Raw genomic sequence first — 21,165 nt, 5'->3', positions numbered from 1 at the left:
CGGATGGGCGCGGGTGGGCGTGGATGGTGCGGGTGAGCGCGGGTGGGCGTGGACGGTGCGGGTGAGCGCGGGTGGTGCGGGTGGTGCGGGTGGTGCGGGCGAGCGCGGATGGGAGCGGATGGTGCGGGTGGTGCGGGTGAATGGGGGTGGTGCGGGTGAGTGGGGGTGAGTCGAGTGGGTGAGGTGTGGTCGCTGACCGGCGGTGGGACGTCAGCGTACGTATCTGGGCAAAATTCTGAAGTTTATATCAGTCATTGACCGGATTCTGGACGGAGACTTCCGCTCAGCGAACCCACTCGCTACTGTCCCGCTACGCACGCCCCGTGGCAGCGTCGCCGCGGAGCGCAGCCGTGAAGCGACTTGGGCCCGGACCGGCCGGGCCGTCAGCCGATCGGCGGCCCCGATGCGCGTCGCCGAACGGGACTCGGAGACGCCCCGCCGCGTAGAGGCCGCCGACCTCACCACCAAAGGAGGGGGCGTCGTGACCGCGGAGACCTCTCAGACGCTCGACCGGGGCCTGCGGGTCCTCAAACTGCTGGCCGACACGGACCACGGGCTGACCGTCACCGAACTCTCCAACAAGCTGGGCGTCAACCGCACCGTCGTCTACCGGCTGCTGGCCACCCTGGAACAGCACGCGCTGGTACGACGAGATCTCGGCGGCCGGGCCCGTGTGGGGCTCGGGGTGCTGGGCCTGGGACGGCAGGTGCATCCGCTGGTGCGGGAGGCCGCGCTGCCCGCCCTGCGCTCGCTCGCCGAGGACATCGGGGCGACCGCGCACCTGACCCTGGTGGACGGCGCCGACGCACTGGCCGTCGCCGTGGTCGAGCCGACCTGGACCGACTACCACGTGGCCTACCGCGCCGGCTTCCGGCACGCCCTGGAGCGCGGCGCCGCCGGCAAGGCCATCCTCGCCGCCCGGCTCCAGCCCCTGGAGGACCCCGGCTACACCCTGACCCACGGCGAACTGGAGGCCGGCGCGTGCGGCGCCGCCGCCCCGCTCCTCGGCGTCACGGGCGTGGAGGGCAGCGTAGGCGTCGTCATGCTGTCGGACGCCGTACCGGAACGGGTCGGCCCACGGGTGGTCGACGCGGCCCGGGAGGTGGCGGAGGCGCTGCGATGAGCCCGCGACCGGGGTGACCGGCCGCGGCCCTGCGCTCCGGGCCCGTCCACGCGCCGTTAGATTGAACCCGTGCTCTCTCGTCTCACGCGCCCCCGGGCCGTCGCCGTCTGTGCTCTGCCCGTCGTGGCCCTGATCGCCACGGCGGTCTTCTCGCCGCTGCCGTTCGCGGTGGCGCAGCCCGGGATGACGGCCGACGTCCTCGGCGACAACCGGGGCGAGCCCGTCATCACCATCTCCGGCGCCCCCACCCGGGACACCACCGGTCAGCTGCGGATGACGACCATCGAGGCGACCGGCCCGGACACCGACGTGGACCTCGGCGAGGTGGTCGACAGCTGGTTCCGCACCGACCGCGCGGTGATGCCCCGTGACGCGATCTACCCGAGCGGCGACAGCGTCAAGGAGATCGAGGAGTACAACGCCGAGCAGATGAAGGAGTCCCAGGACGTCGCCACCCGGGCCGCCCTGTCCCACCTCGGGCTCAGCGACCGCGAGGTGAAGGTCACCCTCGAACTCGCCGACGTGGGCGGCCCCAGCGCGGGCCTGCTCTTCTCGCTCGGCATCATCGACAAGCTGGACGGCGACGGCAGCGGCGGCGACCTCACCGGCGGCCGGAACATCGCCGGGACCGGCACCATCACCGCCGACGGCAAGGTCGGCGCGGTCGGGGGAGTGGCCCTGAAGACCCAGGCCGCGCGCCGTGACGGCGCCACCGTGTTCCTGGTCCCCAAGGCGGAGTGCGGCGACGCCCGGTCGGAACTCCCCGAGGGTATGCGCCTGATCCCGGTCACGACCCTGGACGGCGCGGTGGACTCCCTGGTGGCACTGGAGAAGGGGACGGGCGCCGTCCCCCACTGCTGACCGTCCCGGCCACCGGCCACCGGCCACCGGCCACCGGCCACCGGGCCGACGGCCCCCGGCCTGGCGGCCCCTCGGGAGCGGAGGCTCAGGCCATCCGCGCCGTCCGCGGCGGTGTGACGAGCCGCAGCCCGATCGCCACGAGCGTCCAGCCCACCCGTGTGCGAAGTTCCGCAGGGTGCGACCGCCTCGCCTCGGCGGCACGGCGGTGCCCCTCCGCCGCCAGGCGCAGGTCGGTGTACCGGGTGACATCGGGGTTCGTCATGGGTTCGGCCTCTCGGATTCCGTGGCGAGGGGGAAGAGGTGGGTGTGGACCCGGACGGTCCCCACCTCGGTGTCCCGCGGGGTGAACTCGCGGTCCCGGTAGGTGTCGATCAGGGTGTGCATCCGCTCGATCAGTTCGGCGGCGAGGTCCGGGGTGAGCCGCAGCGTCATGCTGCTCATGTCGCTGCTGCGCGACCATCCCGACGACCACCGGTCCCGGTCGCCGAGCCAGGTCGACACCTCCCGGGCGTGGGTGGTCGCCACCTCGTGCAGATACAGGTCCGCGGCGCCCCGCACGGCGGGGTTCGGGTCCTTGAGGAGGCCGTCGTCGAAGTGCAGCCCCTGCACGGCCGCCTTCCACCACCGCTCACGGCCCTTGCCGCGCTCCGGGGCGTCCTCGACGAATCCGTACGCCGCGAGCTGCCGCAGGTGGTAGCTGGTCGCCCCGCTCGACTCGCCGAGCTGTTCGGCGAGCTGCGAGGCGGTGGCCGGACCCGCGAGCCGCAGGGCGTCCAGCAACTGCATCCGCAGCGGATGCGCGAGCCCGCGCAGCGAGCGGGCGTCGAGCGTACGGACCCCGGGCGGCTGGGAGGACTCGGGGGACTCGGGGGACTCGGGGGACTCGGAGGGGTCGTAGGTCCCGGGGGGCTCAGCGGGCTCAGAGGGCTCGGAGGGCTCGGAGAGGTCGTCGGGCTCGGGCTCGTCCATGCGTACAAAGATAGCTATGCAAAGAGTCCGTTGCAAGTCTTTCTTTGCAACAGGGTCTTTGTAAGTGGAGCCTCATCCCCCCTTCACGAACCCCTCCGTCTTCAACCAGTCCAGCGCCACCTGATGCGGATCGTCCCCCTCCACATCCACCTTGGCGTTCAGCGTCTGCGCCACCTGGTTGGTCAGCTTCCTGGTGATCGGATCGAGGACCTCCGCGATGGCGGGCCACTTCTCCAGCGCCTTGGTGTTGATCTCGGGGGCGGCGTTGTAGATGGGGAAGAACTTCCGGTCGTCCCGCATCACCACCAGGTTCATGGACTTGATCCGCCCGTCGGTGGTGAACACCTCGCCGTACGTGCATGTCCCCTTGGCCGTCTGGGTGTAGATGATCCCGGCGTCCATCTGCGTGATGTTCCCCGCCGGGAGGTTCATGCCGTACGCCTTCTGCATCCCCCGCAGCCCGTCCGCGCGGTTGGCGAACTCGCTCTCGACGCACACGGTCACCGCACCCGGGTCCGTCCGGGACAACTGGGCCACCTCCGACAGCGTCGTCGTCCCGTACTTCTTGAAGTTGGTCTGGTTCATCGCCAGGGCGTACGTGTTGTTCAGCGCGGCCGGCGGGAGCCAGGTCAGCCCGTTCGAGCGGTCGGCGTCCCGGACCGCCTCCCACTGCCGGCGCCCGTCGGGGATCGGCTCGCTGTTGCCGAGGTAGGTGATCCAGGCGGTGCCCGTGTACTCGTACATGCCGTCGGCCTGACCGGTCTTGACGGCCTCGCGGGCGCCGATGGACCCCTGGATGCCCGTACGGTCGAGCACCTCCGCACCGGCCGCCTCCCAGGCGATGCCCATGATCGCGCCGAGGATCAGTTGCTCGGTGAACTCCTTGGACGTCACGGTGAGCTGTGCGCCCTTGAGCGGTTCGCCCTGTCCGATCGAGCCCGGACCGACATCGTCGACCATCGGCGATCCGCTGGTCAGCCCGCATCCGGGGGCCACCACGAGCAGTGCAGCGCCGAGGGCCGGCCCCGCCCGCCGCCGTGCGCGGGTCATGACCGCACCTCCAGCCCCTTGGGGCGCAGCAGCAGTTCCGCCAGGGAGGCCAGCCAGTCGACCAGCAGGGCGAGGGCGATGGTGAGGATCGAGCCGAGCACCAGCACCGGCATGCGCTGGGTGGTGATGCCCGTGGTGATCAGCACCCCGAGCCCGCCGCCCCCGCCGAACGTCGCCAGGGTCGCCGTACCGACGTTGAGCACCAGCGCCGTCCGTACGCCCGCCAGGATCAGCGGCACGGCCAGCGGCATCTCCACCCGCGAGAGCACGCCCAGCGGTGACATGCCGATGCCGCGGGCCGCCTCCAGCAGCGTCGGGTCGTTCGCGAGCAGTCCGGTGACGGTGTTCGACAGCACGGGGAGGATCGCGTAGATGATGATGCCGATCAGCGCCGCCTCGGTGCCGATGCCCAGCCAGATCACCAGCAGTGCGAGCAGACCGATCGCCGGGGTCGCCTGGCCGACGTTGGCGAAGGCCATGGCCACGGGGGTGGCCTTGCGGAACGCCCTGCGGGTCAGCAGGACGCCCAGGGGGATCGCGATGATCAGCACGAAGAACGTGGAGACCACGGTGAGCTGGATGTGCTGCCACAGCGCCTTGCTGACCAGCCCGTTCGACAGCGCGTTCTCGGAGATGGTGTCCAGGTCCGCCTGCGCGAACCAGAGCCAGGTCGCCAGCAGCACCGCCACCAGGAACGCCGGCAGGAAGGTGAGTTTCTGCCAGGTGACCGGCCGCACCGCAGGACGCGGCGGGGGCGGCGGCTCCTTGTCGGTCGTGACCTCGTCCTCGTCCTCGTCCCGGACAGGATGCCCCATCACGCCTCCACCTCCTCCCGGCCGTCGCCCTCCTGCTCGGACTGCGTCTGCTGGGCCCGTGCCTCGGCGAGGTCGTGCTGGTGCTGGATGGCTTCCAGACGGTCGGCGTCCAGCAGTTCGTGCACGGAGTTCATGAGCGTCTCCATGTCGACCACGCCGGTGTACTCGCCGCGCCGCCCGGTCACCGCGACCCGTCCGGCGTTGTCCGTGAGTACCGCCTCCAGCGCGTCGCGCAGGGTGGCGTCCCGGGTCACCGTGTCGTGCACGAGCGTCCCCGCCCGCGCGAGCGACCCCTTGGCCCGCATCAGATCCCCGCGCCGCAGCCATTTGTACGGCCGTCTCCGCCTGTCGAGCAGCAGGATCTCGTTGGTGCCGCTGGAGCGCAGCAGATCGAAGATCTCCTGGAGCGGATCGTCCACGGTCACCGTCGGATAGCCGGTGATCTCCACATCCCGTACGCGGGTCAGGTTCAGCCGCTTCAGCGCCGCGCCCGCGCCGACGAACCCCGAGACGAAATCGTCCGCCGGGTTGGTCAGGATCGCCTCCGGCGTGTCGAACTGCGCGATGTGCGAACGCTCCCGGAGCACCGCGATCCGGTCGCCCAGCTTGATGGCCTCGTCGAAGTCGTGGGTGACGAACACGATCGTCTTGTGCAGTTCGTGCTGGAGCCGGATCAACTCGTCCTGGAGGTGATCGCGGGTGATGGGATCGACCGCGCCGAACGGCTCGTCCATCAGCAGCACCGGCGGATCCGCCGCGAGGGCCCGCGCCACGCCCACCCGCTGCTGCTGCCCGCCGGAGAGCTGACGCGGATAGCGGCCGTGGAACTCGCCCGGGTCGAGCCCGACCAGGTCGAGCATCTCCTCCACCCGGTCGCGGACACGTCTTTTCGACCAGCCGATCATCTTCGGTACGAGTGCGATGTTCTGGGCGACCGTCATGTGCGGGAACAGCCCCGACGACTGGATGGCGTAGCCGACCTTGCGGCGCAGCTTGACCGGATCCATGTCCGTCACGTCCTCGCCGCCGATGCGGATACGGCCCCCGGACGGCTCGATCAACCTGTTGATCATCTTGAGTGTGGTCGACTTACCACACCCGGAGGGCCCGACCAGGATGACCGTCTCGCCCGCCTTGATCTCCATCGTGACGTTCTCGACGGCGGGTTGAGGGTTGCCCGGATACCGCTTGCTGAGGTTCTCCAGCTCGATCGTGGCCCCCACCTCGGACGGGCCGGGCGCGGCGGGCGCGTCGGACGCACCGGAGGTCGCGGAGCTGTCGGAGAGGGCTGAGGACGCCGAGGACGCCGAGGAGTCCGAGGGGTCCGAGGATTCCGAGGTGGTGGGCAGGTCAGGCACGGATCCCCCTGGGAATGGTCAGCCGGCCGATCAGCACATACGCGGCGTCGAAGAGCAGCGCGAGGACGATGATCCCGAGCGTGCCCGCGAGGACCTGGTTGAGCGCGTTCTTGCTGCCCAGCGAGGAGATGCCGCGGAAGATCTCATTGCCGAGGCCGGGGCCGGACGCGTACGCGGCGATCGCGGCGATACCCATCAGCATCTGGGTGGAGACCCGGATGCCGGTCAGGATCGGCGGCCAGGCCAGCGGCAGCTCGATCCGCGCCAGCCGCATCGACCGGGACATCCCGATGCCGGTGGCCGCGTCCACCAGGGTCGGATCCACCCCGCGCAGCCCGACGATCGCGTTCCGCACGATCGGCAGCAGCCCGTACAGCGTCAGCGCGATCACCGTCGGCGGCACGCCGAGGCCCACGATCGGGATCAGCAGACCGATCATGGCCAGCGACGGGACGGTCAGGATGCTGGTGGTCGCGGTGGTGGCCAGCCCGGCCGCCCACTCGGTGCGATAGGTGACCACTCCGATCAGCACCCCGAGCAGGGTCGCCACGACCATGCACTGGAAGACGGCGCTGGCATGCTGGTAGGCGTCGACCAGGAGTTGCTCGTGCTGACTGCCCAGGTACTCCCAGAAGTTCACCCGCGCTCACCCCGGTCGGTCGGCCGGCCCGTCTGCGTCGACGCCCGGCCCCCGAGGCGGCCCTGCTCGGCTCACTCCTGGAGAGCGGCCTGCTCCACCAGCGGGATGATCCGCAGCGGAACGGGGTTCTCCATGACGATCGCCGTCGAGGCCCGGACGATGCCATCAAAACCGACGACGAGATCGATCACCCGCTGAAGATCGGCGTTGGACCGGGCGACCAGCCGGCACAGCATGTCCCCGGTGCCGGTCGTGGTGTGCAGCTCCAGCACCTCCGGCACGGTCGCCAAGTGTGCCCGTACGTCCGGCCCTTGCCCCTGCCGGATCTGGAGCGTCGCGAACGCCGTCACCGGGTAGCCGAGGGCCGCCGGATCGACCTGCGGGCCGAATCCGCGGATGACTCCATTCGACTGAAGCCGGTCGAGGCGGGCCTGCACGGTCCCGCGGGCCACGCCCAGCCGCCGGGACATCTCCAGCACCCCGATCCGCGGCTCGCGCGCCAGCAGCACGATGATCTGGCCGTCCAGTCGGTCGATCGCCACGAAAACCCCCGTACTCGGTGGGCGCCCTGTACAGAGAGGCCGGCCTCGGCCTCTCTGCGCTGAGCATATTGTCCGGTGTGGGTGCGGGGGGCTCCGCCTTGGCCGTTCCTTTGCCCACCCGCCCGCCCGTGGCGGTCCGCTCAGCAGTCCAGGCCGCGGGGCTTCGCCCCGGACCCCATTCCTTCGCCCACCCGCCCGCCCGTGCGGGTCCGCCTAGCAGTCCAGGTCACGGGGCTCCGCCCCCGGCGACCTCCCCAACCGATGCCCCCACCCATGCCCCCGCCGGTACCCCCGGCGTCACCCCCTCCGGCATCTCCGTCACCGATGGCTTCCCCAGGGCTGTCAGGGCCGCGCGGGCCTTCGGGGCGTGGAGCGGGGAGAAGTACGGGTTGATCTGGAGCGCCTCGTCCAGATGCCGACGGGCCGGCCCCTCACGGCCCAGGGACTTCTCGATCATCCCCCGGTGATACGCGTACAGCGCGCTCCGCACCCCGCCCCCGTGCTTCGACTCCGTCGCCCGCACCGCCAGCCTCAACGCCTCCTTCTCGGCCTCCACCACATCCCCGTCCGCCACATCCGTCACGCCCGCCACCGCGGCCCGGTGCAGCGCCCACGCCAGCGCGTCCGCCACCGCGGTCGACGGCTGCCGCCGGAACTGGGCCCGCAACCCCCGCACCGCCTCACCCGGGTCCCCGTGATCGGCCTCCAGACGCCCCAGCGGCAACGCCCCGTCCACCCCGTCCGCCGCCGCGTTCCGCACCTGCGCGCGCAACAGGTCGTACTGCGCCCGCGCGTCCTGCGCCAGCCCCAGCGACTCGTACAACTCACCCAGCTCCAGCGCGTACTCCGGCGACGGCTGCCCGGCGAGCGCCGCCCGGTACCCGCTCAGCGCCTCCGACGTACGCCCCAGCGCGGCCAGCGCCCGCGCCTGACCCGCCCGCGCCGCCCACTGGGCCGGATCGACCCGCAGCGCCTCCCGGAAGTACCGCAACGCCACCTCACGGTCGCCCCGCTCGAACGCGAGCTGACCGCACCGCTCCAGCCAGGCGGCCCGCTCGGCGGGCTGCTCCGCCTGCGCCGCCGCCTCCCACAGCGCGGCCGTCGCGTCCTCACGCCACCCCTTGTCCCGGTAGACCGCACCCGCCCGCGCCCGCACCGCAGCCCCCGACCGCAACTCCATCAGCCGGTCCAGGGGCCGCTCCACCGCCTTGTGGTCACCCAGCCCCGTGTACGCGTCGATGAGCTGCGGATACGTCGTCCACCGCGTCCCGTCCGCCTTCCGCGCCGCCTCCGCCCACGTCCGCGCCGCCGGGAAGTCCCGCCGCGCGTTGGCGAGCGCCGCGAGCCCCTCCAACGCCGACGCGTTCGCCCGCGGGCGCACCTTCAACGACGTCCGCAACGCCCGCTCGGCCGTCGGATAGAACGTCGCGTCCGCCAGCCGCCGCCCCCGCTCCACATAAGCCGCCCCCAGCACCGCCCACGCCCGCGCGTCCCGCGGATGGGTCCGCAACCGGGCCTCCTGCTCACCGATCAGCACCACCAGATCGGGCAGCGCGGCCGGCACCCCCGCCGTCACCGCCGTCCGGGCCAGCGCCCCCGGACCCGGCGCGGGCGGCGGCCCCGCCGGCTGCCGCCACCACTGCCACGCCCACAGCCCGCCCAGCCCCAGACACCCGGCGAGCGAGACGATCACCGCGGCCCTGATCACCCGCCGCGGCCGGCGCCGCCGCGGGCCGCCCGGATCCACCCTGTGCCCGATCTCCATGCCGCACACTGTGCGTCAATACGACCGCCCGCCCCGGGCGGCCGATGGGAGCGCCCACGGGGTTCACACCGATGGCCCCGGATGACACGCTGTGATCATGAGCCGTATCGAAGCCGCGCCCGACGAGGTACGGGGCGACCTCACCGACCGGTTGCTGGCCGGCCTGCCGGCCGAGGCCGTCCTGACCGACCCCGACATCACCGCCTCCTACGCCACCGACATGGCCAGCTTCTGCCCGGCCGGCACCCCGGCCGTGGTCGTCCTGCCCCGCACGGTCGAACAGGTCCAGCACGTCATGCGCACCGCCACCGCGCTGCGCGTCCCGGTCGTCCCGCAGGGCGCCCGCACCGGACTGTCCGGCGGCGCCAACGCCTCCGACGGCTGCATCGTGCTCTCGCTGACCAAGATGGACCGCATCCTGGAGATCAGCCCCGTCGACCGCATCGCCGTCGTCGAACCCGGCGTCGTCAACGCCACCCTCTCGCGCGCGGTCGGCGAACACGGCCTCGCCTACCCGCCGGACCCCTCCAGCTGGGAGACCTGCACCATCGGCGGCAACATCGGCACCGCCTCCGGCGGCCTGTGCTGCGTCAAGTACGGCGTCACCGCCGAGTACGTCCTCGGCCTCGACGTCGTCCTCGCCGACGGCCGGCTGATGTCGACCGGCCGCCGCACCGCCAAGGGCGTCGCCGGATACGACCTCACCCGCCTGTTCGTCGGCTCCGAAGGCTCCCTCGGCGTCGTCGTACGAGCCGTGCTCGCCCTGCGCCCGAAGCCGCCCGAGCAACTCGTGCTCGCCGCCGAGTTCTCCTCGGCCGCCGACGCCTGCGACGCCGTGTGCCGGATCATGGCGGGCGGACACGTCCCCTCCCTCCTCGAACTGATGGACCGTACGACCGTCAAAGCGGTCAACGACCTCGCCCACATGGGGCTGCCCGAGACCACCGAGGCACTGCTCCTGGCCGCGTTCGACACCGCCGACCCCGCCGCCGACCTCGCCGCCCTCGGCGCGGTGTGCGAGGCGGCCGGCGCCACCCAGGTCGTCCCCGCCGACGACGCCGCCGAGTCCGAGATGCTGCTCCAGGCCCGCCGCCTCTCCCTCACCGCGCTGGAGGCGGTCAAGGGCACCACGATGATCGACGACGTGTGCGTGCCCCGCTCCCGGCTCGGCGACCTCCTCGAAGGCGTCGAGCGCATCGCCGACAAGTACGCCCTGACCATCGGCGTCTGCGCACACGCCGGGGACGGCAACACCCACCCCACGGTCTGCTTCGACGCCCAGGACCCCGACGAGTCCCGGCGCGCCCGCGAGTCCTTCGACGAGATCATGGCCCTCGGCCTGGAACTCGGCGGCACGATCACCGGCGAGCACGGCGTGGGCGTCCTGAAGAAGGAGTGGCTGGCCCGCGAGATCGGCCCGGTGGGCCTGGAGATGCAGCGAGCCGTCAAACAGGTCTTCGACCCACTGGACATCCTCAACCCGGGCAAAGTCTTCTGACCCCAGGGGCCTTTCCGGCCCGAGGGGCTCCGCCGGCCTCTCGGGCTCCGCCGACCCCACCGCGGGCCCTTCCGACCCCACCTCGGTCCGCCGCCCGCCGCGCTCACTCACCGTCCTGCGACTCGTCCGACGGCCACGGGTCACGCAGCCACAGATCGTCGGCCGGAGTGGGGGCCAGCAGCTCGGCCAGTCCGGCCTCGAGGCCGAGCTGCTCGGCCTCCGACCCCGGTGGCACCACCCGCAGGGTCCGTTCCAGCCAGGCCGACACCTGCGCCGCCGGGGCTTCGAGCAGCGCGTCCCCGTCCGGCGAACTCAGCGCGACCAGCACCACGCTGCGCCCCTCGACCTTCGTCGGCCACACCCGTACGTCCCCGTGCCCGCACGGCCGGAACACGCCCTCCACCAGCAGTTCGCGGGCGAACGTCCAGTTGACCGGGTGCTCGGAGTTGATGTGGAAGGAGATGTGCACGGCGTACGGGTCGTCGGTCCGGTAGCCCAGCCGGGCCGGCACCGGGACGCTCCGCTCGGGCGACAGGATGAGCTTCAGCTCCAGCTCGCGCTCCACGACGGTGTGCATGATGTGGTTCCTCTCTGGTCCGTCCTCGTCCGTACGGGCCTCCTGAACAGGCCCGCGGAAACAGAGAGAGGCCACGGACCGGAGCATTACGCGACTTCGGCAAAAATCTTTTCCGAAGATCGGGCCCGCCCGGATGCGGTCCGGCAACACCGCGCCCGTACTCTTCACCCCATCCGCCGGGCGTAGCACAATCGTGGCCGGATCGGGTGCCTCCGGCGGGACGGGCCATGGAGATCGCGCCGGTCTGATAGATGTGGAGCCCCCCCTTACCCACCCACAAGCAGATACGGGACGACGGACATGAGCGCCCCAACCCCGGCACCAGGCGACGACCGGCCCCGCGAGGGGTACTACCCGGACCCCTCGATCCCCGGATACGTCCGCTACTGGAACGGCGCCTCCTGGGTGCCGGGCACCAGCCGCCCCGCCCCGGCCGACGGCGAACCGCTCAGCCCGCCGCCCGGCGTCCAGCCCGCGGCCCCCGCCGCCGCACCCCCCGCCGCCGTACCCCCCGCCCAGGCCGCCGCGCCGGTCGAGGAGACCGGCCCGCACTTCTTCGACGAGGACCCCGAGCCCGGACCGGCCCCGTCCGCGGGCGAGCAGTACGGAAGCCGCCCCGAACCGGCCACCGCCTGGGCCGCCGACCGCGCCCGCCAGTCCGGCTTCGGCGGCGACCAGGACCGCCGGGTGGCATGGGGCACGGCACCGGGCGACGCCCACCAGCCCGACCCCTCCCCGGCCGCCGCGGCACCCGCCGCCGACCCGAGGGTCGCCCACAGCGCCGAGGCCGCCGCCCCGGCCGCGCCGGCGGTCCCGCCCGCCGAGGACGAGGGGGACGCCCGCACCCCGGCCCCGGCCCCGGCCCCGGCTCCGGCTCCGGATCAGGGCTCGGGCAACACCTTCGTCTTCCGCCGCCCCCGGACGGGTCCCCCCGCCGCCCCCGGTCCCGTGGACGACGGCACGATGACCTTCCGCCCGGTGCCCCGCCGCACAGGGGAGGAGTCCGGACAGCCCGCGCACCCCGCCACCGCCCAGGCCCAGGCCCCCGCCGTCCCCCAACAGACCCAGCAGCCCCAACAGCCGCAACAGCCCCAGCAGGCGCACCAAGCACACCAGGCCCCGCAGCCCCAGCACCGCCAGCCGTCCGCACCCCAGCCCGCCCCACAGTCCGTGCCCCCACAATCCGTGCCCCCGCAGTCCATGCCCCCGCAGTCCGGCAGCCCGCTCACCAGCGGCCCCGGTGGCGGGCAGTCCTCGTGGGCGCAGCAGGTGCACCAACTGGCCGGCTCGGGCGGCTCGGGCGGACCGGGCGGAACAGGCGGAACGGGCGGGGCCGCCGGTTCCGGCGAGGAGCCGGTGACGCCCTGGCGGCCCCCCGTCGAGGACCCGTTCCAGGCGCTGGCCCGGCGCCAGGCGTCGGCCCGTCCCGCCCCGCTGGGCAAGCGGCTGGCGGCCCGGCTGGTGGACACCGTGGCCGTCCTCGCGGTCACCGCCGTCGCCGCCGTACCGCTGGGCACCAAGGCCATGGACCACATCAACGGCAAGATCGACGAGGCCAAGCTCTCCGGACGGACCGTCACGGTCTGGCTGCTGGACGGCACGACCGGCGTGTACCTGGCCGTGATCCTCGCCGTGCTGCTGCTCTTCGGCGTGCTGTACGAGGCGCTGCCCACCGCCAAGTGGGGCCGCACGCTGGGCAAGCGGCTGTTCGGTCTGGAGGTGCGGGACATCGAGGGCCACGACGCCCCGGCGTTCGGCGCCGCGCTGCGCCGCTGGCTGGTCTACAGCGTGCCGGGGCTGCTCTGCTTCGGGCTGATCGGTGTCCTGTGGTGTCTGTTCGACAAGCCGTGGCGCCAGTGCTGGCACGACAAGGCGGCCCGCACGTTCGTCGCGGCGAGCTGACCGGAAGCGGGCTGACGGGGTCCGGGTTGACGGTGCCCGGACTGACAGTGCCCGGGCGGACTGCGCGGCCGGGCTGACCGAGCCCGCCCGGCCCGCGCATCCCGCCCGACCTCGCAGCCCGCCCGCCCCCCCAGCCGCCCAACTGCGCAGCCGGCCCCGCCCGCGCAGCCCGCCCGGTACCCCGGACGGCCCCTCGCCGGATGCGGAGCCCAGGGGTTCGCGTTCCACTCGGGCCATGAGCAGCCAACCGCCCCCCGGCTCCGGAGAGCCGCCGGAAGACGACCCGTTCAGGAAGCAGCCCCCGCCCGGGGAAGGCGGGGGCTCTCCGTACGACACCCCCCGGGGCGGCGGCACCCCACCGCCCCCGCCGCCTCCCGGTGGCGGCGAGCCGCCTCCCCACGGCTGGAACCAGCCCCCTCCCCACGGCAGCGAGCCGCCGCCCCCGTACGGCGGTGGGCCCCCGCCCCCGTACGGCGGTGACCCCTACGGCGGTCAGCCCCCGTACGGCGCCCCGCCCGGCGGCTATCCGGGCGATCCGCTGGCGGGCATGCCCCCGCTGGCCGACAGCGCGCGGCGCACCCTGGCCCGGATCATCGACATGATCATGGTCGGCATCGTGGTCTGGCTGATCACCTGGGGCTTCAACGTCAACGAGTACAACGTCAACGGCGACAACGTGCACGTCGGCCGCTCGCTCTGGCAGTCGGCGATCGCGGCCGTGCTCTACATGGCGTACGACACCTTCATGATCTCCCGGTCGGGTCAGACGCTCGGCAAGAAGTGGCTGAAGATGAGGGTGGCCAATCTGGAGGACGGCAGCACTCCGTCCGTGCAGAGCGCGCTGATCCGCTCGGCGGTGCTGTGGATCCCGTTCGCGTTCTGCTGCGCCTGCGTGTGGACGGCGATCTGCGGCGGCTGGAGCTTCTTCGACAAGCCGTACAAGCAGGGGCTGCACGACAAGCCCGCCAAGACGGTGGTGGTCAGCACCGCCTGACGGGCGCCGGTCGCCCGACCGATCACAGGCCGACGGCGGTCTCCCGGAACCGGGGGACCGCCGTCAGGCGTGGATGTCCGTGCAGGGCGTTCATCCGCGAAGGCTGTTCGTCCGCGAGGCTGTTCATCCGCGCAGGCTGTTCATCCGCGAGGGCCGTTCGTCCGCAGGCTGTTCATCCGCGAAGGCCGTTCATCCGCGCGGGCTGTTCGTCCGCGAGGAGTGTTGTCAGATGCGGGCCTTGAGCCGCTGCGGTGTGCCGGGTGCCACGGAGGAGGTCGGGATCCGCCGGGGGGTCTTCTTCTTCGCGGGGGCCGTGACGGCGACGACCAGCCCGAGGGCCAGCGCCGTGACGGTGACGACCGCGATCCCCGCGGGGGAACTCGTCCGGGACAGCAGCAGCATGGCGAGGGTCGACAGGATCACGGTGCATGAGCCGTAGGCGAGCTGTGCGGCAGTCGGACGAGGCATGGCAATCGTGTCCTCGGAAGTGGGGGCGAGACTCGGGGGTTTCCTGGCTTTCCGCCGACTTCCAGGCGTTCCGCCACTCGACTCTAACGGCGTGGATGCCCGAGCGGAACGACAGGTAAGCGTGACCTGACCCATCGTGCCGGTGCACGGGGGGCGCACCGATTCATGGTGTCCATCAAGTGGACGCTCGTACGCGCCCGCTGAAGACGATCTTCCGCGGGGACATCCAGGTGCGGGGCGGTTTGCGGGCTGTTGGGCGGGGGAGTCGCGTTCGCTCAGCGAAAGCGGAGCACCGCATAATGCACTTGACCTGTGCAAGTCAAGATCTGTCTTTTCTACCCAACCTCTAGTCGAATGTCGTCACTTGACTACACGCGTTGATCAGGAGCGCGCGGGTTCCACTCATCCAGGACCCCCCTTCCGCGCGCCCGGACGCGGAGGAGGAACTCAAGTGACCAGAAGACCCTGGACGTTCAGAGCCACGGCCACCGCCGTCGCGCTCGCCGCGGCCACCGCCACGATATCCACCTTCGCCGTGGCGCAGGCCGATTCCCCCGGTGGGTCCGGCGCGCCGTCCGTGGACCGTCAGGACCCGGCGTCGGCCCAGGCCCAGGCGAAGCCCCACGATCTGAAGGGCCCGCTCACCGACACGCAGACCGCCCAGCGCGAAGAGGCGTTGAACCAGGTCATCTCCGGCCGGTCCGAGGTGAAGGACCGCAACGGCTCGAAGGTCGTACGGCTGGAGTCCAAGAAGGGCGAGAGCAAGTACGTAGAACTGGGCCGGGAGAAGACCGACAAGATCTTCACCATTCTGGTCGAGTTCGGTGACCGGATAGACAGCCGCTACGGCGGCACCCCCGGACCCCTGCACAACCAGATCGCCCAGCCCGACCGGTCCAAGGACAACAGCACCGAGTGGCAGGCGGACTACAACCAGAAGCACTACCAGGACCTGTACTTCGGCGAGGGCTCCGCCTCGATGAAGACCTACTACGAGAAGCAGTCCTCGGGCCGCTACTCGATCGAGGGCGAGGTCTCCGACTGGGTCAAGGTCCCCTACAACGAGGCCCGCTACGGCTCCAACAGCTGCGTCCCCGACAACTGCGCCTGGTACGCGGTGCAGGACGGCGTCACCTCCTGGGCCGCGGGCCAGAAGGCGGCCGGCAAGACGGACGCCGAGATCAAGGCGAAGCTCTCCGAGTACGACCAGTGGGACCGCTACGACTTCGACGGCGACGGCAACTTCAACGAGCCCGACGGCTACATCGACCACTTCCAGATCGTGCACGCCGGTGAGGACGAGTCCGCGGGCGGCGGCGCCCAGGGCACGGACGCCATCTGGGCGCACCGCTGGTACGCCTTCGGCAGCGACGCCGGCGCCACCGGCCCCGAGGGCAACAAGCTCGGCGGCACCCAGATCGGCACCTCCGGCATCTGGGTCGGCGACTACACCATCCAGCCGGAGAACGGCGGCCTCGGTGTCTTCGCCCACGAGTACGGCCACGACCTCGGTCTGCCGGACCACTACGACACCAAGGACGGCGAGAACTCCACCGGGTTCTGGACCCTGATGTCCTCCGGCTCCTGGCTCGGCAACGGCAAGGACGCCATCGGCGACCTGCCCGGCGACATGACCGCCTGGGACAAGCTCCAGCTCGGCTGGCTGAACTACGACACGGCCAAGGCCGCGACGAAGTCCAGGCACACCCTCGGATACGCCGAGTACAACACCAGGAACAAGCAGGCCCTCGTGGTCGAACTGCCCGAGAAGGCGGTCAAGACCGAGGTCGTCACCCCGGCCGAGGGCGCCACGCAGTGGTGGAGCGGCAGCGGCGACGACCTGCGCAACACCCTCACCCGCTCGGTCGACCTGACGGGCAAGAACGCGGCCGACCTGACCTTCGACGGCTGGTACGAGATCGAGTCCGACTACGACTGGCTCTACACCGAGGTCTCCACCGACGGCGGCACCAACTGGACGCCCGTCGACGGCACGGTGGACGGTCAGCCCATCCCGCGCGACGGCAGCGGCAAGCCCGCCCTGACCGGCACGGTCGACGGCTACAAGAAGCTGTCGTACTCGCTCGACGCCTACGCCGGCAAGAAGATCGACCTGCGCTTCCGCTACTCCTCCGACGGCGGAGTGGCGCTCAAGGGCTTCGCCGCCGACCGGATCTCGGTCGTCGCCGACGGCACCGCGCTGTTCACGGACAACGCCGAGACCGCCGACGCCGCCTGGACGGCCAAGGGCTTCTCGCGCATCGGCTCCTCGTTCACCAAGAACTACGAGCAGTACTACATCGCGGAGAACCGCCAGTACGTGTCGTACGACAAGACCCTCAAGGTCGGCCCGTACAACTTCGGCTTCTCCACCACCCGTCCGGACTGGGTGGAGCACTACGCGTACCAGAACGGTCTGTTGATCTGGAAGTGGGACACCTCGCAGGCGGACAACAACACCAGCGTCCACCCCGGCGCCGGTCTGCTGCTGCCGATCGACTCCCACCCGACCGCGCTGAAGTGGTCCGACGGCACCCTGATGCGCAACCGCATCCAGGCGTACGACTCCCCGTTCAGCCTCTACCGCACCGACGGCATCACCCTGCACAAGGCGGACGTGGCCACCCGGATCCCGTCGTCCAAGGGCGTGTCGGTCTTCAACGACCGGACCAGCACCTACTACGACCGGTCGAACCCCACGGCGGGCGTCAAGATCACTGACACCAACACCAAGATCAAGATCGTCAAGGAGGCCAAGAACGGCTCCACGATCAGGCTCGAAGTGGACCGTGCGGTGAAGTAAGCGGCATTTACGCAGGTCAGACGCGTATCGGCGGGAGCCCCTTGGCGGGCTGCCGCCGATCGTGTTTAGGTGCGTCCTGTGGTTCTCTTATTGACACCGGCTCGCACGGGGGTGTGACTGCATGGCCGCAGGAGGTTTCTGCAAGCTGCCGAACGGCAGAGTGGTGGTGGCGCTGAATCTGCCCAGCCCCGCCTCCGCCGCCGACGGCGGCCCGACCGGCGTGCGCGTGCTCGTCCACGCCCACAACCGGGCGCGCGCCCTGACCAGGCTGCGCAACCTCGGGCTGCCCGCCGTCTACCTGCGCGGCAACGCCGCCCCGCCCACCCCGGACGAGATCACCGCCGTACTCCACCACCCGGACGGCCTCATATGGCGCACGTCCCCGGAGGACCTGCTCGGCGTACCCGAACTGTGGCACCCGATCCGCGCCCTGCTGCGCCGCCCGGCCGCACCGGCGTAGCCCTGCGGTCCGGGGCCCGGCGTCCGGCGTCCGGCGTCCGGATCCCCGCCCGACCACGAGGGACGGCCCCGCCCGGGAAGCGCCGGACCGGGGGAGGAGTCGCCGCGCCCGCTCGGGACGCGGAGGGCCGGGGGAGGACTCGGCGGTGAAGGCCGGGCCGTAGGACGACCCCCGCCCCCCTCCCTCGCTCTCCCGGGCTCAGACGACCGGCTTGCCGGAGAGTTCCACGCCTGCCTCGCGCAGCTCCTGGAGGGCCCGCTCGGTGGTGTCCTCGGCCACCCCGGCGGTCAGGTCGAGCAGCACCTGGGTACGGAAACCCTCCCGTACGGCGTCCAGCGCGGTGGCCCGTACACAGTGGTCGGTCGCGATACCGACCACGTCGACCTCGTCGATCTCCCGGGCGCGCAGCCACTCCGCCAGCGGGGTGCCGTTCTCGTCGGCGCCCTGGAACCCGCTGTACGCCGCCGAGTACGCCCCCTTGTCGAACACCGCGTCCACCGCGCCCGAGGCGATCGCCGGGGCGAAGTTCGGGTGGAAGCCGACCCCCTCCGTGCCCGCCACGCAGTGCGCGGGCCAGGAGTGCACGAAGTCGGGGTTGTCGGCGAAGTGACCACCCGGCGCGATGTGGTGGTCACGCGTGGCCACGACGTGCCGGTACCCGGCCGTGGACTGGCCGATCAGCTCGGTGACGGCAGCCGCCACGTCGGCGCCGCCGGCCACCGCGAGACTGCCCCCCTCGCAGAAGTCGTTCTGCACATCGATGACGATCAGAGCGCGACGCATGGGGAAGATCCTTCGGCTATGAGGGCTGGTCTACGAGCCTAAAGACTCGCCGCCGGACAGGGGAGAGGCGTACCGCCGCCGCTTACCGGTGCGGGGTCAGTCGCCCCGCGCGTACTCGGTCGGGAGCACCGGCTCCCCACGTGAGAGCTGGGTGGCCGACAGGGGCAGATTCTCCCGCACCCGGACATGCCGCTCGCGCACCGTGTCCAGCGGTTCACGTGCGACGACCTCGCCCGCCTTGATCAGTTCCACGAGCAGTTGCCGCTCGGCCAGCGCGCCCGGCACGGCCCCGGTGCCGATCACCTCGGCCTCCGCGACCCCCTGCTCGTCCAGTCGCCGCGCGGCCCACTTACGTCCCCCGATAGAGGTCTTGCCACCGGTCGACCGCTTCGCCACCGGCACGAGCGGCGCCCCCGGATCGGCCGACCCGGCGCGCGCGACCAGCTTGTACACCATCGAGCACGTCGGATGCCCCGACCCGGTCACCAGCTGGGTGCCGACCCCGTACGCGTCCACCGGCGCCGCCGCCAGCGACGCGATCGCGTACTCGTCCAGATCGGAGGTGACGATGATCCGGGTCTGTGTCGCGCCCAGCTCGTCGAGCTGCTGGCGCACCCGGTGGGCCACCAGCAGCAGATCCCCCGAGTCGATCCGTACGGCGCCCAGCCCCGGCCCGGCGACCTCCACCGCCGTCCGCACGGCCTCGGCGACGTCGTACGTGTCCACCAGCAGCGTCGTGCCCCGGCCCATCGAGTCCACCTGGGCCCGGAACGCGTCCCGCTCCCGGTCGTGCAGCAGGGTGAAGGCGTGGGCGCTGGTGCCGACGGTCGGGATGCCGTACCGGAAACCGGCCGCCAGGTCGGACGTGGAGGAGAAGCCGCCGACGTAGGCCGCGCGGGCGGAGGCCACCGCGGCCAGCTCGTGCGTGCGGCGCGCGCCCATCTCGATCAGCGGACGGTCACCGGCGGCCGACGACATCCGGGAGGCCGCGGCGGCGATCGCCGAGTCGTGGTTGAGGATCGAGAGGATCACGGTCTCCAGCAGCACACACTCGGCGAAGGTGCCCTCGACCCGCAGGATCGGCGAGCCCGGGAAGTACACCTCGCCCTCCGGGTAGCCCCAGATGTCGCCCGTGAAGCGGTAGCCGGCCAGCCACTCCAGGGTCTCCTCGTCCACGATCGCGCGTTCGCCCAGAAAGCCGAGCACGTCGGGGTCGAAGCGGAAGTTCTCCACGGCGTCCAGCACCCGCCCGGTGCCCGCCACCACGCCGTACCGGCGGCCGTGGGGCAGCCGGCGGGTGAAGACCTCGAAGACGCTGCGCCGCCCGGCGGTGCCCGCCTTCAGTGCGGCCTGGAGCATCGTCAGCTCGTACTGGTCCGTGAAAAGGGCCGTCGAGGGCACCTCCACCGGCAGCCCAAGGTCTGCTGTGTTCATGACCCCTGATGCTACACCCCCATTTCGTCAGTGTGACGATTTGTGGCGGGCGTGGCAGCATGGGGGTTGTGACGTCAGCCGCTCCCATCGAGATCGAACGCACCGAGTCGGCGGAAGAGGTCTCTGCCGTACCCGAGCCGGACGTCCCCTGGATCACGATCGTCCACAACGACCCGGTCAACCTCATGAGCTATGTGACCTATGTCTTCCAGTCGTACTTCGGCTACTCCAAGGACAAGGCCCGCAAGCTCATGCTCGACGTCCACCACAAGGGCCGAGCGGTCGTCTCCAGCGGATCCCGCGAGGAGATGGAACGCGACGTGCAGGCCATGCACGGGTACGGCTTGTGGGCCACCCTCCAGCAGGACCGGAAGTAGCGATCGCCCCCATGCCAGGAACCTTCGAACCGCTCCCCGGCGGCGGCGCCGCCGTCGCGCTCGACGAGGTCGAGATCTCCATCATCCGCTCGCTCACCGTCCAGTTGCTGGAGCTGATCGGGCCGGGCCCCGCCGAGGAGGCCCCCGACGACCCGCTCGCCGAACTCTTCACTGACGGGCCGAGCGAACCCCCCGCCGACCCGGTGCTGCGCCGGCTCTTCCCCGACGCCTACACCGACCCCGAACACACCCCCGCCTCCCCCGAGGAGGCCGAGGAGCGACGGGCCCACTCCGCCGAGTTCCGCCGCTACACCGAGAACGACCTGCGGGCGGGCAAGCGCGACAACGCCGTCGCCGTCGTCCGCTCCCTGGACGCACTCGCGGCGGACGCGGGCGGTGGCGGCGCGGTCCTCAAACTGACGCCGGAGGAGGCCCGCCCCTGGCTCGGCGCCCTCAACGATCTGCGGCTGGCCATCGCGGCCCGGCTGGAGATCACCGACGAGGAGCAGAGCACCCGCCTCTACACCCTCCCCGACGAGGACGAACGCAAGCCGATGGTGATGGCGTACCTGTGGCTGGGCGGCCTCCAGGAGACCCTGGTCGAGTCCCTGATGCCGTGAACCCTCCGGGCACCGATCGGGTCGGCCCGCGCCCCGGCGCCGATCGGGTCGGCCGGTACCCCCGGTGCCGATCGGGTCGGCTGGCACTCCCGGTGCCCACCGGGTTGGCTGACGCCCTCGACGCCC

At 71.6% G+C, this 21,165-nt stretch carries 21 protein-coding genes; 9 read left to right on the top strand and 12 right to left on the bottom strand.

The window, feature by feature from the left end:
• Positions 1-481 precede the first annotated feature (481 nt).
• Positions 482-1,123 (top strand): IclR family transcriptional regulator, encoded by a 642-nt coding sequence (locus ACIQNG_RS07320; RefSeq protein ID WP_401439222.1) that lies wholly within the window; start codon positions 482-484, stop codon positions 1,121-1,123.
• A 69-nt stretch (positions 1,124-1,192) separates the two neighbouring features.
• Positions 1,193-1,984, top strand: a complete 792-nt coding sequence (locus ACIQNG_RS07315) for a S16 family serine protease (RefSeq protein ID WP_401482979.1) — start codon at positions 1,193-1,195, stop codon at positions 1,982-1,984.
• Between the two features lie 85 nt (positions 1,985-2,069).
• Here the strand turns inward: ACIQNG_RS07315 and ACIQNG_RS07310 are convergent, their stop codons facing one another.
• From ACIQNG_RS07310 to ACIQNG_RS07275, 8 genes are all read right to left on the bottom strand, one after another.
• Positions 2,070-2,246, bottom strand: coding sequence for a hypothetical protein (locus ACIQNG_RS07310; RefSeq protein ID WP_401439226.1), 177 nt, complete (start codon positions 2,244-2,246; stop codon positions 2,070-2,072).
• Positions 2,243-2,953, bottom strand: a complete 711-nt coding sequence (locus ACIQNG_RS07305; RefSeq protein ID WP_401482978.1) for an ArsR/SmtB family transcription factor — start codon at positions 2,951-2,953, stop codon at positions 2,243-2,245. The genes ACIQNG_RS07310 and ACIQNG_RS07305 overlap by 4 nt, the downstream gene beginning before the upstream one ends.
• 72 nt (positions 2,954-3,025) lie before the next feature.
• Complete coding sequence (locus ACIQNG_RS07300) at positions 3,026-4,003, bottom strand: glycine betaine ABC transporter substrate-binding protein (protein WP_401482977.1); 978 nt, start codon at positions 4,001-4,003, stop codon at positions 3,026-3,028.
• On the bottom strand, positions 4,000-4,818 hold the full coding sequence (locus ACIQNG_RS07295) for an ABC transporter permease (RefSeq protein WP_401482976.1): 819 nt from the start codon (positions 4,816-4,818) through the stop codon (positions 4,000-4,002). The genes ACIQNG_RS07300 and ACIQNG_RS07295 overlap by 4 nt, the downstream gene beginning before the upstream one ends.
• Positions 4,818-6,176 carry a betaine/proline/choline family ABC transporter ATP-binding protein gene (locus ACIQNG_RS07290; protein WP_401482975.1) on the bottom strand — a complete coding sequence of 453 codons (1,359 nt, stop codon included), beginning with the start codon at positions 6,174-6,176 and terminating at the stop codon, positions 4,818-4,820. The genes ACIQNG_RS07295 and ACIQNG_RS07290 overlap by 1 nt, the downstream gene beginning before the upstream one ends.
• Complete coding sequence (locus ACIQNG_RS07285; protein ID WP_401439236.1) at positions 6,169-6,816, bottom strand: ABC transporter permease; 648 nt, start codon at positions 6,814-6,816, stop codon at positions 6,169-6,171. Before ACIQNG_RS07285 ends, ACIQNG_RS07290 begins: the two co-directional genes overlap by 8 nt.
• 71 nt (positions 6,817-6,887) lie before the next feature.
• Positions 6,888-7,358 carry an Lrp/AsnC family transcriptional regulator gene (locus ACIQNG_RS07280; RefSeq protein ID WP_401439239.1) on the bottom strand — a complete coding sequence of 157 codons (471 nt, stop codon included), beginning with the start codon at positions 7,356-7,358 and terminating at the stop codon, positions 6,888-6,890.
• 226 nt (positions 7,359-7,584) lie between these two features.
• Positions 7,585-9,123: a tetratricopeptide repeat protein gene (locus ACIQNG_RS07275; RefSeq protein WP_401482974.1), complete on the bottom strand. Its 1,539-nt coding sequence runs from the start codon at positions 9,121-9,123 to the stop codon at positions 7,585-7,587.
• 91 nt (positions 9,124-9,214) lie between these two features.
• Between ACIQNG_RS07275 and ACIQNG_RS07270 the strand changes: the two genes are divergently transcribed.
• The gene (locus ACIQNG_RS07270) at positions 9,215-10,621 is read left to right on the top strand and encodes an FAD-binding oxidoreductase (protein ID WP_401482973.1); all 1,407 of its coding nucleotides are present in this window, start codon (positions 9,215-9,217) and stop codon (positions 10,619-10,621) included.
• Between the two features lie 103 nt (positions 10,622-10,724).
• On the opposite strand, the gene ACIQNG_RS07265 is transcribed toward ACIQNG_RS07270, so the two are convergent.
• Entirely contained in the window at positions 10,725-11,198 is a 474-nt protein-coding gene (locus tag ACIQNG_RS07265) for an SsgA family sporulation/cell division regulator (RefSeq protein ID WP_401482972.1), read from the bottom strand.
• A gap of 300 nt (positions 11,199-11,498) precedes the next feature.
• Here ACIQNG_RS07265 and ACIQNG_RS07260 point away from each other — a divergent pair, with 300 nt between their 5' ends.
• Positions 11,499-13,100, top strand: coding sequence for an RDD family protein (locus tag ACIQNG_RS07260; protein ID WP_401482971.1), 1,602 nt, complete (start codon positions 11,499-11,501; stop codon positions 13,098-13,100).
• A 235-nt stretch (positions 13,101-13,335) separates the two neighbouring features.
• Complete coding sequence (locus ACIQNG_RS07255) at positions 13,336-14,094, top strand: RDD family protein (protein WP_401482970.1); 759 nt, start codon at positions 13,336-13,338, stop codon at positions 14,092-14,094.
• A 225-nt stretch (positions 14,095-14,319) separates the two neighbouring features.
• Here ACIQNG_RS07255 and ACIQNG_RS07250 read toward each other — a convergent pair whose 3' ends face one another.
• On the bottom strand, positions 14,320-14,562 hold the full coding sequence (locus ACIQNG_RS07250; RefSeq protein WP_401439254.1) for a hypothetical protein: 243 nt from the start codon (positions 14,560-14,562) through the stop codon (positions 14,320-14,322).
• A 451-nt stretch (positions 14,563-15,013) separates the two neighbouring features.
• Between ACIQNG_RS07250 and ACIQNG_RS07245 the strand changes: the two genes are divergently transcribed.
• Entirely contained in the window at positions 15,014-17,365 is a 2,352-nt protein-coding gene (locus ACIQNG_RS07245) for an immune inhibitor A domain-containing protein (protein WP_401482969.1), read from the top strand.
• 121 nt (positions 17,366-17,486) lie between these two features.
• Positions 17,487-17,825 carry a hypothetical protein gene (locus tag ACIQNG_RS07240; RefSeq protein WP_401439259.1) on the top strand — a complete coding sequence of 113 codons (339 nt, stop codon included), beginning with the start codon at positions 17,487-17,489 and terminating at the stop codon, positions 17,823-17,825.
• A gap of 198 nt (positions 17,826-18,023) precedes the next feature.
• Here ACIQNG_RS07240 and ACIQNG_RS07235 read toward each other — a convergent pair whose 3' ends face one another.
• Together ACIQNG_RS07235 and ACIQNG_RS07230 are read right to left on the bottom strand one after the other, a co-directional pair.
• Positions 18,024-18,608 carry a nicotinamidase gene (locus ACIQNG_RS07235; RefSeq protein WP_401439261.1) on the bottom strand — a complete coding sequence of 195 codons (585 nt, stop codon included), beginning with the start codon at positions 18,606-18,608 and terminating at the stop codon, positions 18,024-18,026.
• Positions 18,609-18,704: 96 nt separating this feature from the next.
• A complete protein-coding gene (locus ACIQNG_RS07230; RefSeq protein WP_401482967.1) occupies positions 18,705-20,042 on the bottom strand; it encodes a nicotinate phosphoribosyltransferase in 1,338 nt (445 codons plus the stop codon).
• Between the two features lie 59 nt (positions 20,043-20,101).
• Here ACIQNG_RS07230 and clpS point away from each other — a divergent pair, with 59 nt between their 5' ends.
• Both clpS and ACIQNG_RS07220 read left to right on the top strand, forming a co-directional pair.
• Positions 20,102-20,419, top strand: a complete 318-nt coding sequence (clpS, locus tag ACIQNG_RS07225; RefSeq protein WP_401439267.1) for an ATP-dependent Clp protease adapter ClpS — start codon at positions 20,102-20,104, stop codon at positions 20,417-20,419.
• 11 nt (positions 20,420-20,430) lie between these two features.
• Positions 20,431-21,039 (top strand): DUF2017 domain-containing protein, encoded by a 609-nt coding sequence (locus ACIQNG_RS07220; protein ID WP_401439269.1) that lies wholly within the window; start codon positions 20,431-20,433, stop codon positions 21,037-21,039.
• Positions 21,040-21,165: the final 126 nt, after the last annotated feature.

This window comes from Streptomyces sp. NPDC091377 (genome assembly GCF_044757045.1).
GTDB lineage: Bacteria > Actinomycetota > Actinomycetes > Streptomycetales > Streptomycetaceae > Streptomyces.
Note: the sequence above shows the minus strand (reverse complement) of the source record. Positions and strands in the feature narration are given on the sequence as shown.

Bases quoted from the DNA above. Each gene is read 5' to 3' on its own strand.
- ACIQNG_RS07240 (WP_401439259.1), top strand. From the start codon at position 17,487: ATGGCCGCAGGAGGTTTCTGCAAGCTGCCGAACGGCAGAGTGGTGGTG.
- ACIQNG_RS07250 (WP_401439254.1), bottom strand. From the start codon at position 14,562: ATGCCTCGTCCGACTGCCGCACAGCTCGCCTACGGCTCATGCACCGTG.
- ACIQNG_RS07305 (WP_401482978.1), bottom strand. From the start codon at position 2,953: ATGGACGAGCCCGAGCCCGACGACCTCTCCGAGCCCTCCGAGCCCTCT.
- clpS (WP_401439267.1), top strand. From the start codon at position 20,102: ATGGGGGTTGTGACGTCAGCCGCTCCCATCGAGATCGAACGCACCGAG.
- ACIQNG_RS07310 (WP_401439226.1), bottom strand. From the start codon at position 2,246: ATGACGAACCCCGATGTCACCCGGTACACCGACCTGCGCCTGGCGGCG.
- ACIQNG_RS07265 (WP_401482972.1), bottom strand. From the start codon at position 11,198: ATGCACACCGTCGTGGAGCGCGAGCTGGAGCTGAAGCTCATCCTGTCG.
- ACIQNG_RS07260 (WP_401482971.1), top strand. From the start codon at position 11,499: ATGAGCGCCCCAACCCCGGCACCAGGCGACGACCGGCCCCGCGAGGGG.
- ACIQNG_RS07235 (WP_401439261.1), bottom strand. From the start codon at position 18,608: ATGCGTCGCGCTCTGATCGTCATCGATGTGCAGAACGACTTCTGCGAG.
- ACIQNG_RS07295 (WP_401482976.1), bottom strand. From the start codon at position 4,818: ATGGGGCATCCTGTCCGGGACGAGGACGAGGACGAGGTCACGACCGAC.
- ACIQNG_RS07275 (WP_401482974.1), bottom strand. From the start codon at position 9,123: ATGGAGATCGGGCACAGGGTGGATCCGGGCGGCCCGCGGCGGCGCCGG.
- ACIQNG_RS07230 (WP_401482967.1), bottom strand. From the start codon at position 20,042: ATGAACACAGCAGACCTTGGGCTGCCGGTGGAGGTGCCCTCGACGGCC.
- ACIQNG_RS07300 (WP_401482977.1), bottom strand. From the start codon at position 4,003: ATGACCCGCGCACGGCGGCGGGCGGGGCCGGCCCTCGGCGCTGCACTG.
- ACIQNG_RS07220 (WP_401439269.1), top strand. From the start codon at position 20,431: ATGCCAGGAACCTTCGAACCGCTCCCCGGCGGCGGCGCCGCCGTCGCG.
- ACIQNG_RS07255 (WP_401482970.1), top strand. From the start codon at position 13,336: ATGAGCAGCCAACCGCCCCCCGGCTCCGGAGAGCCGCCGGAAGACGAC.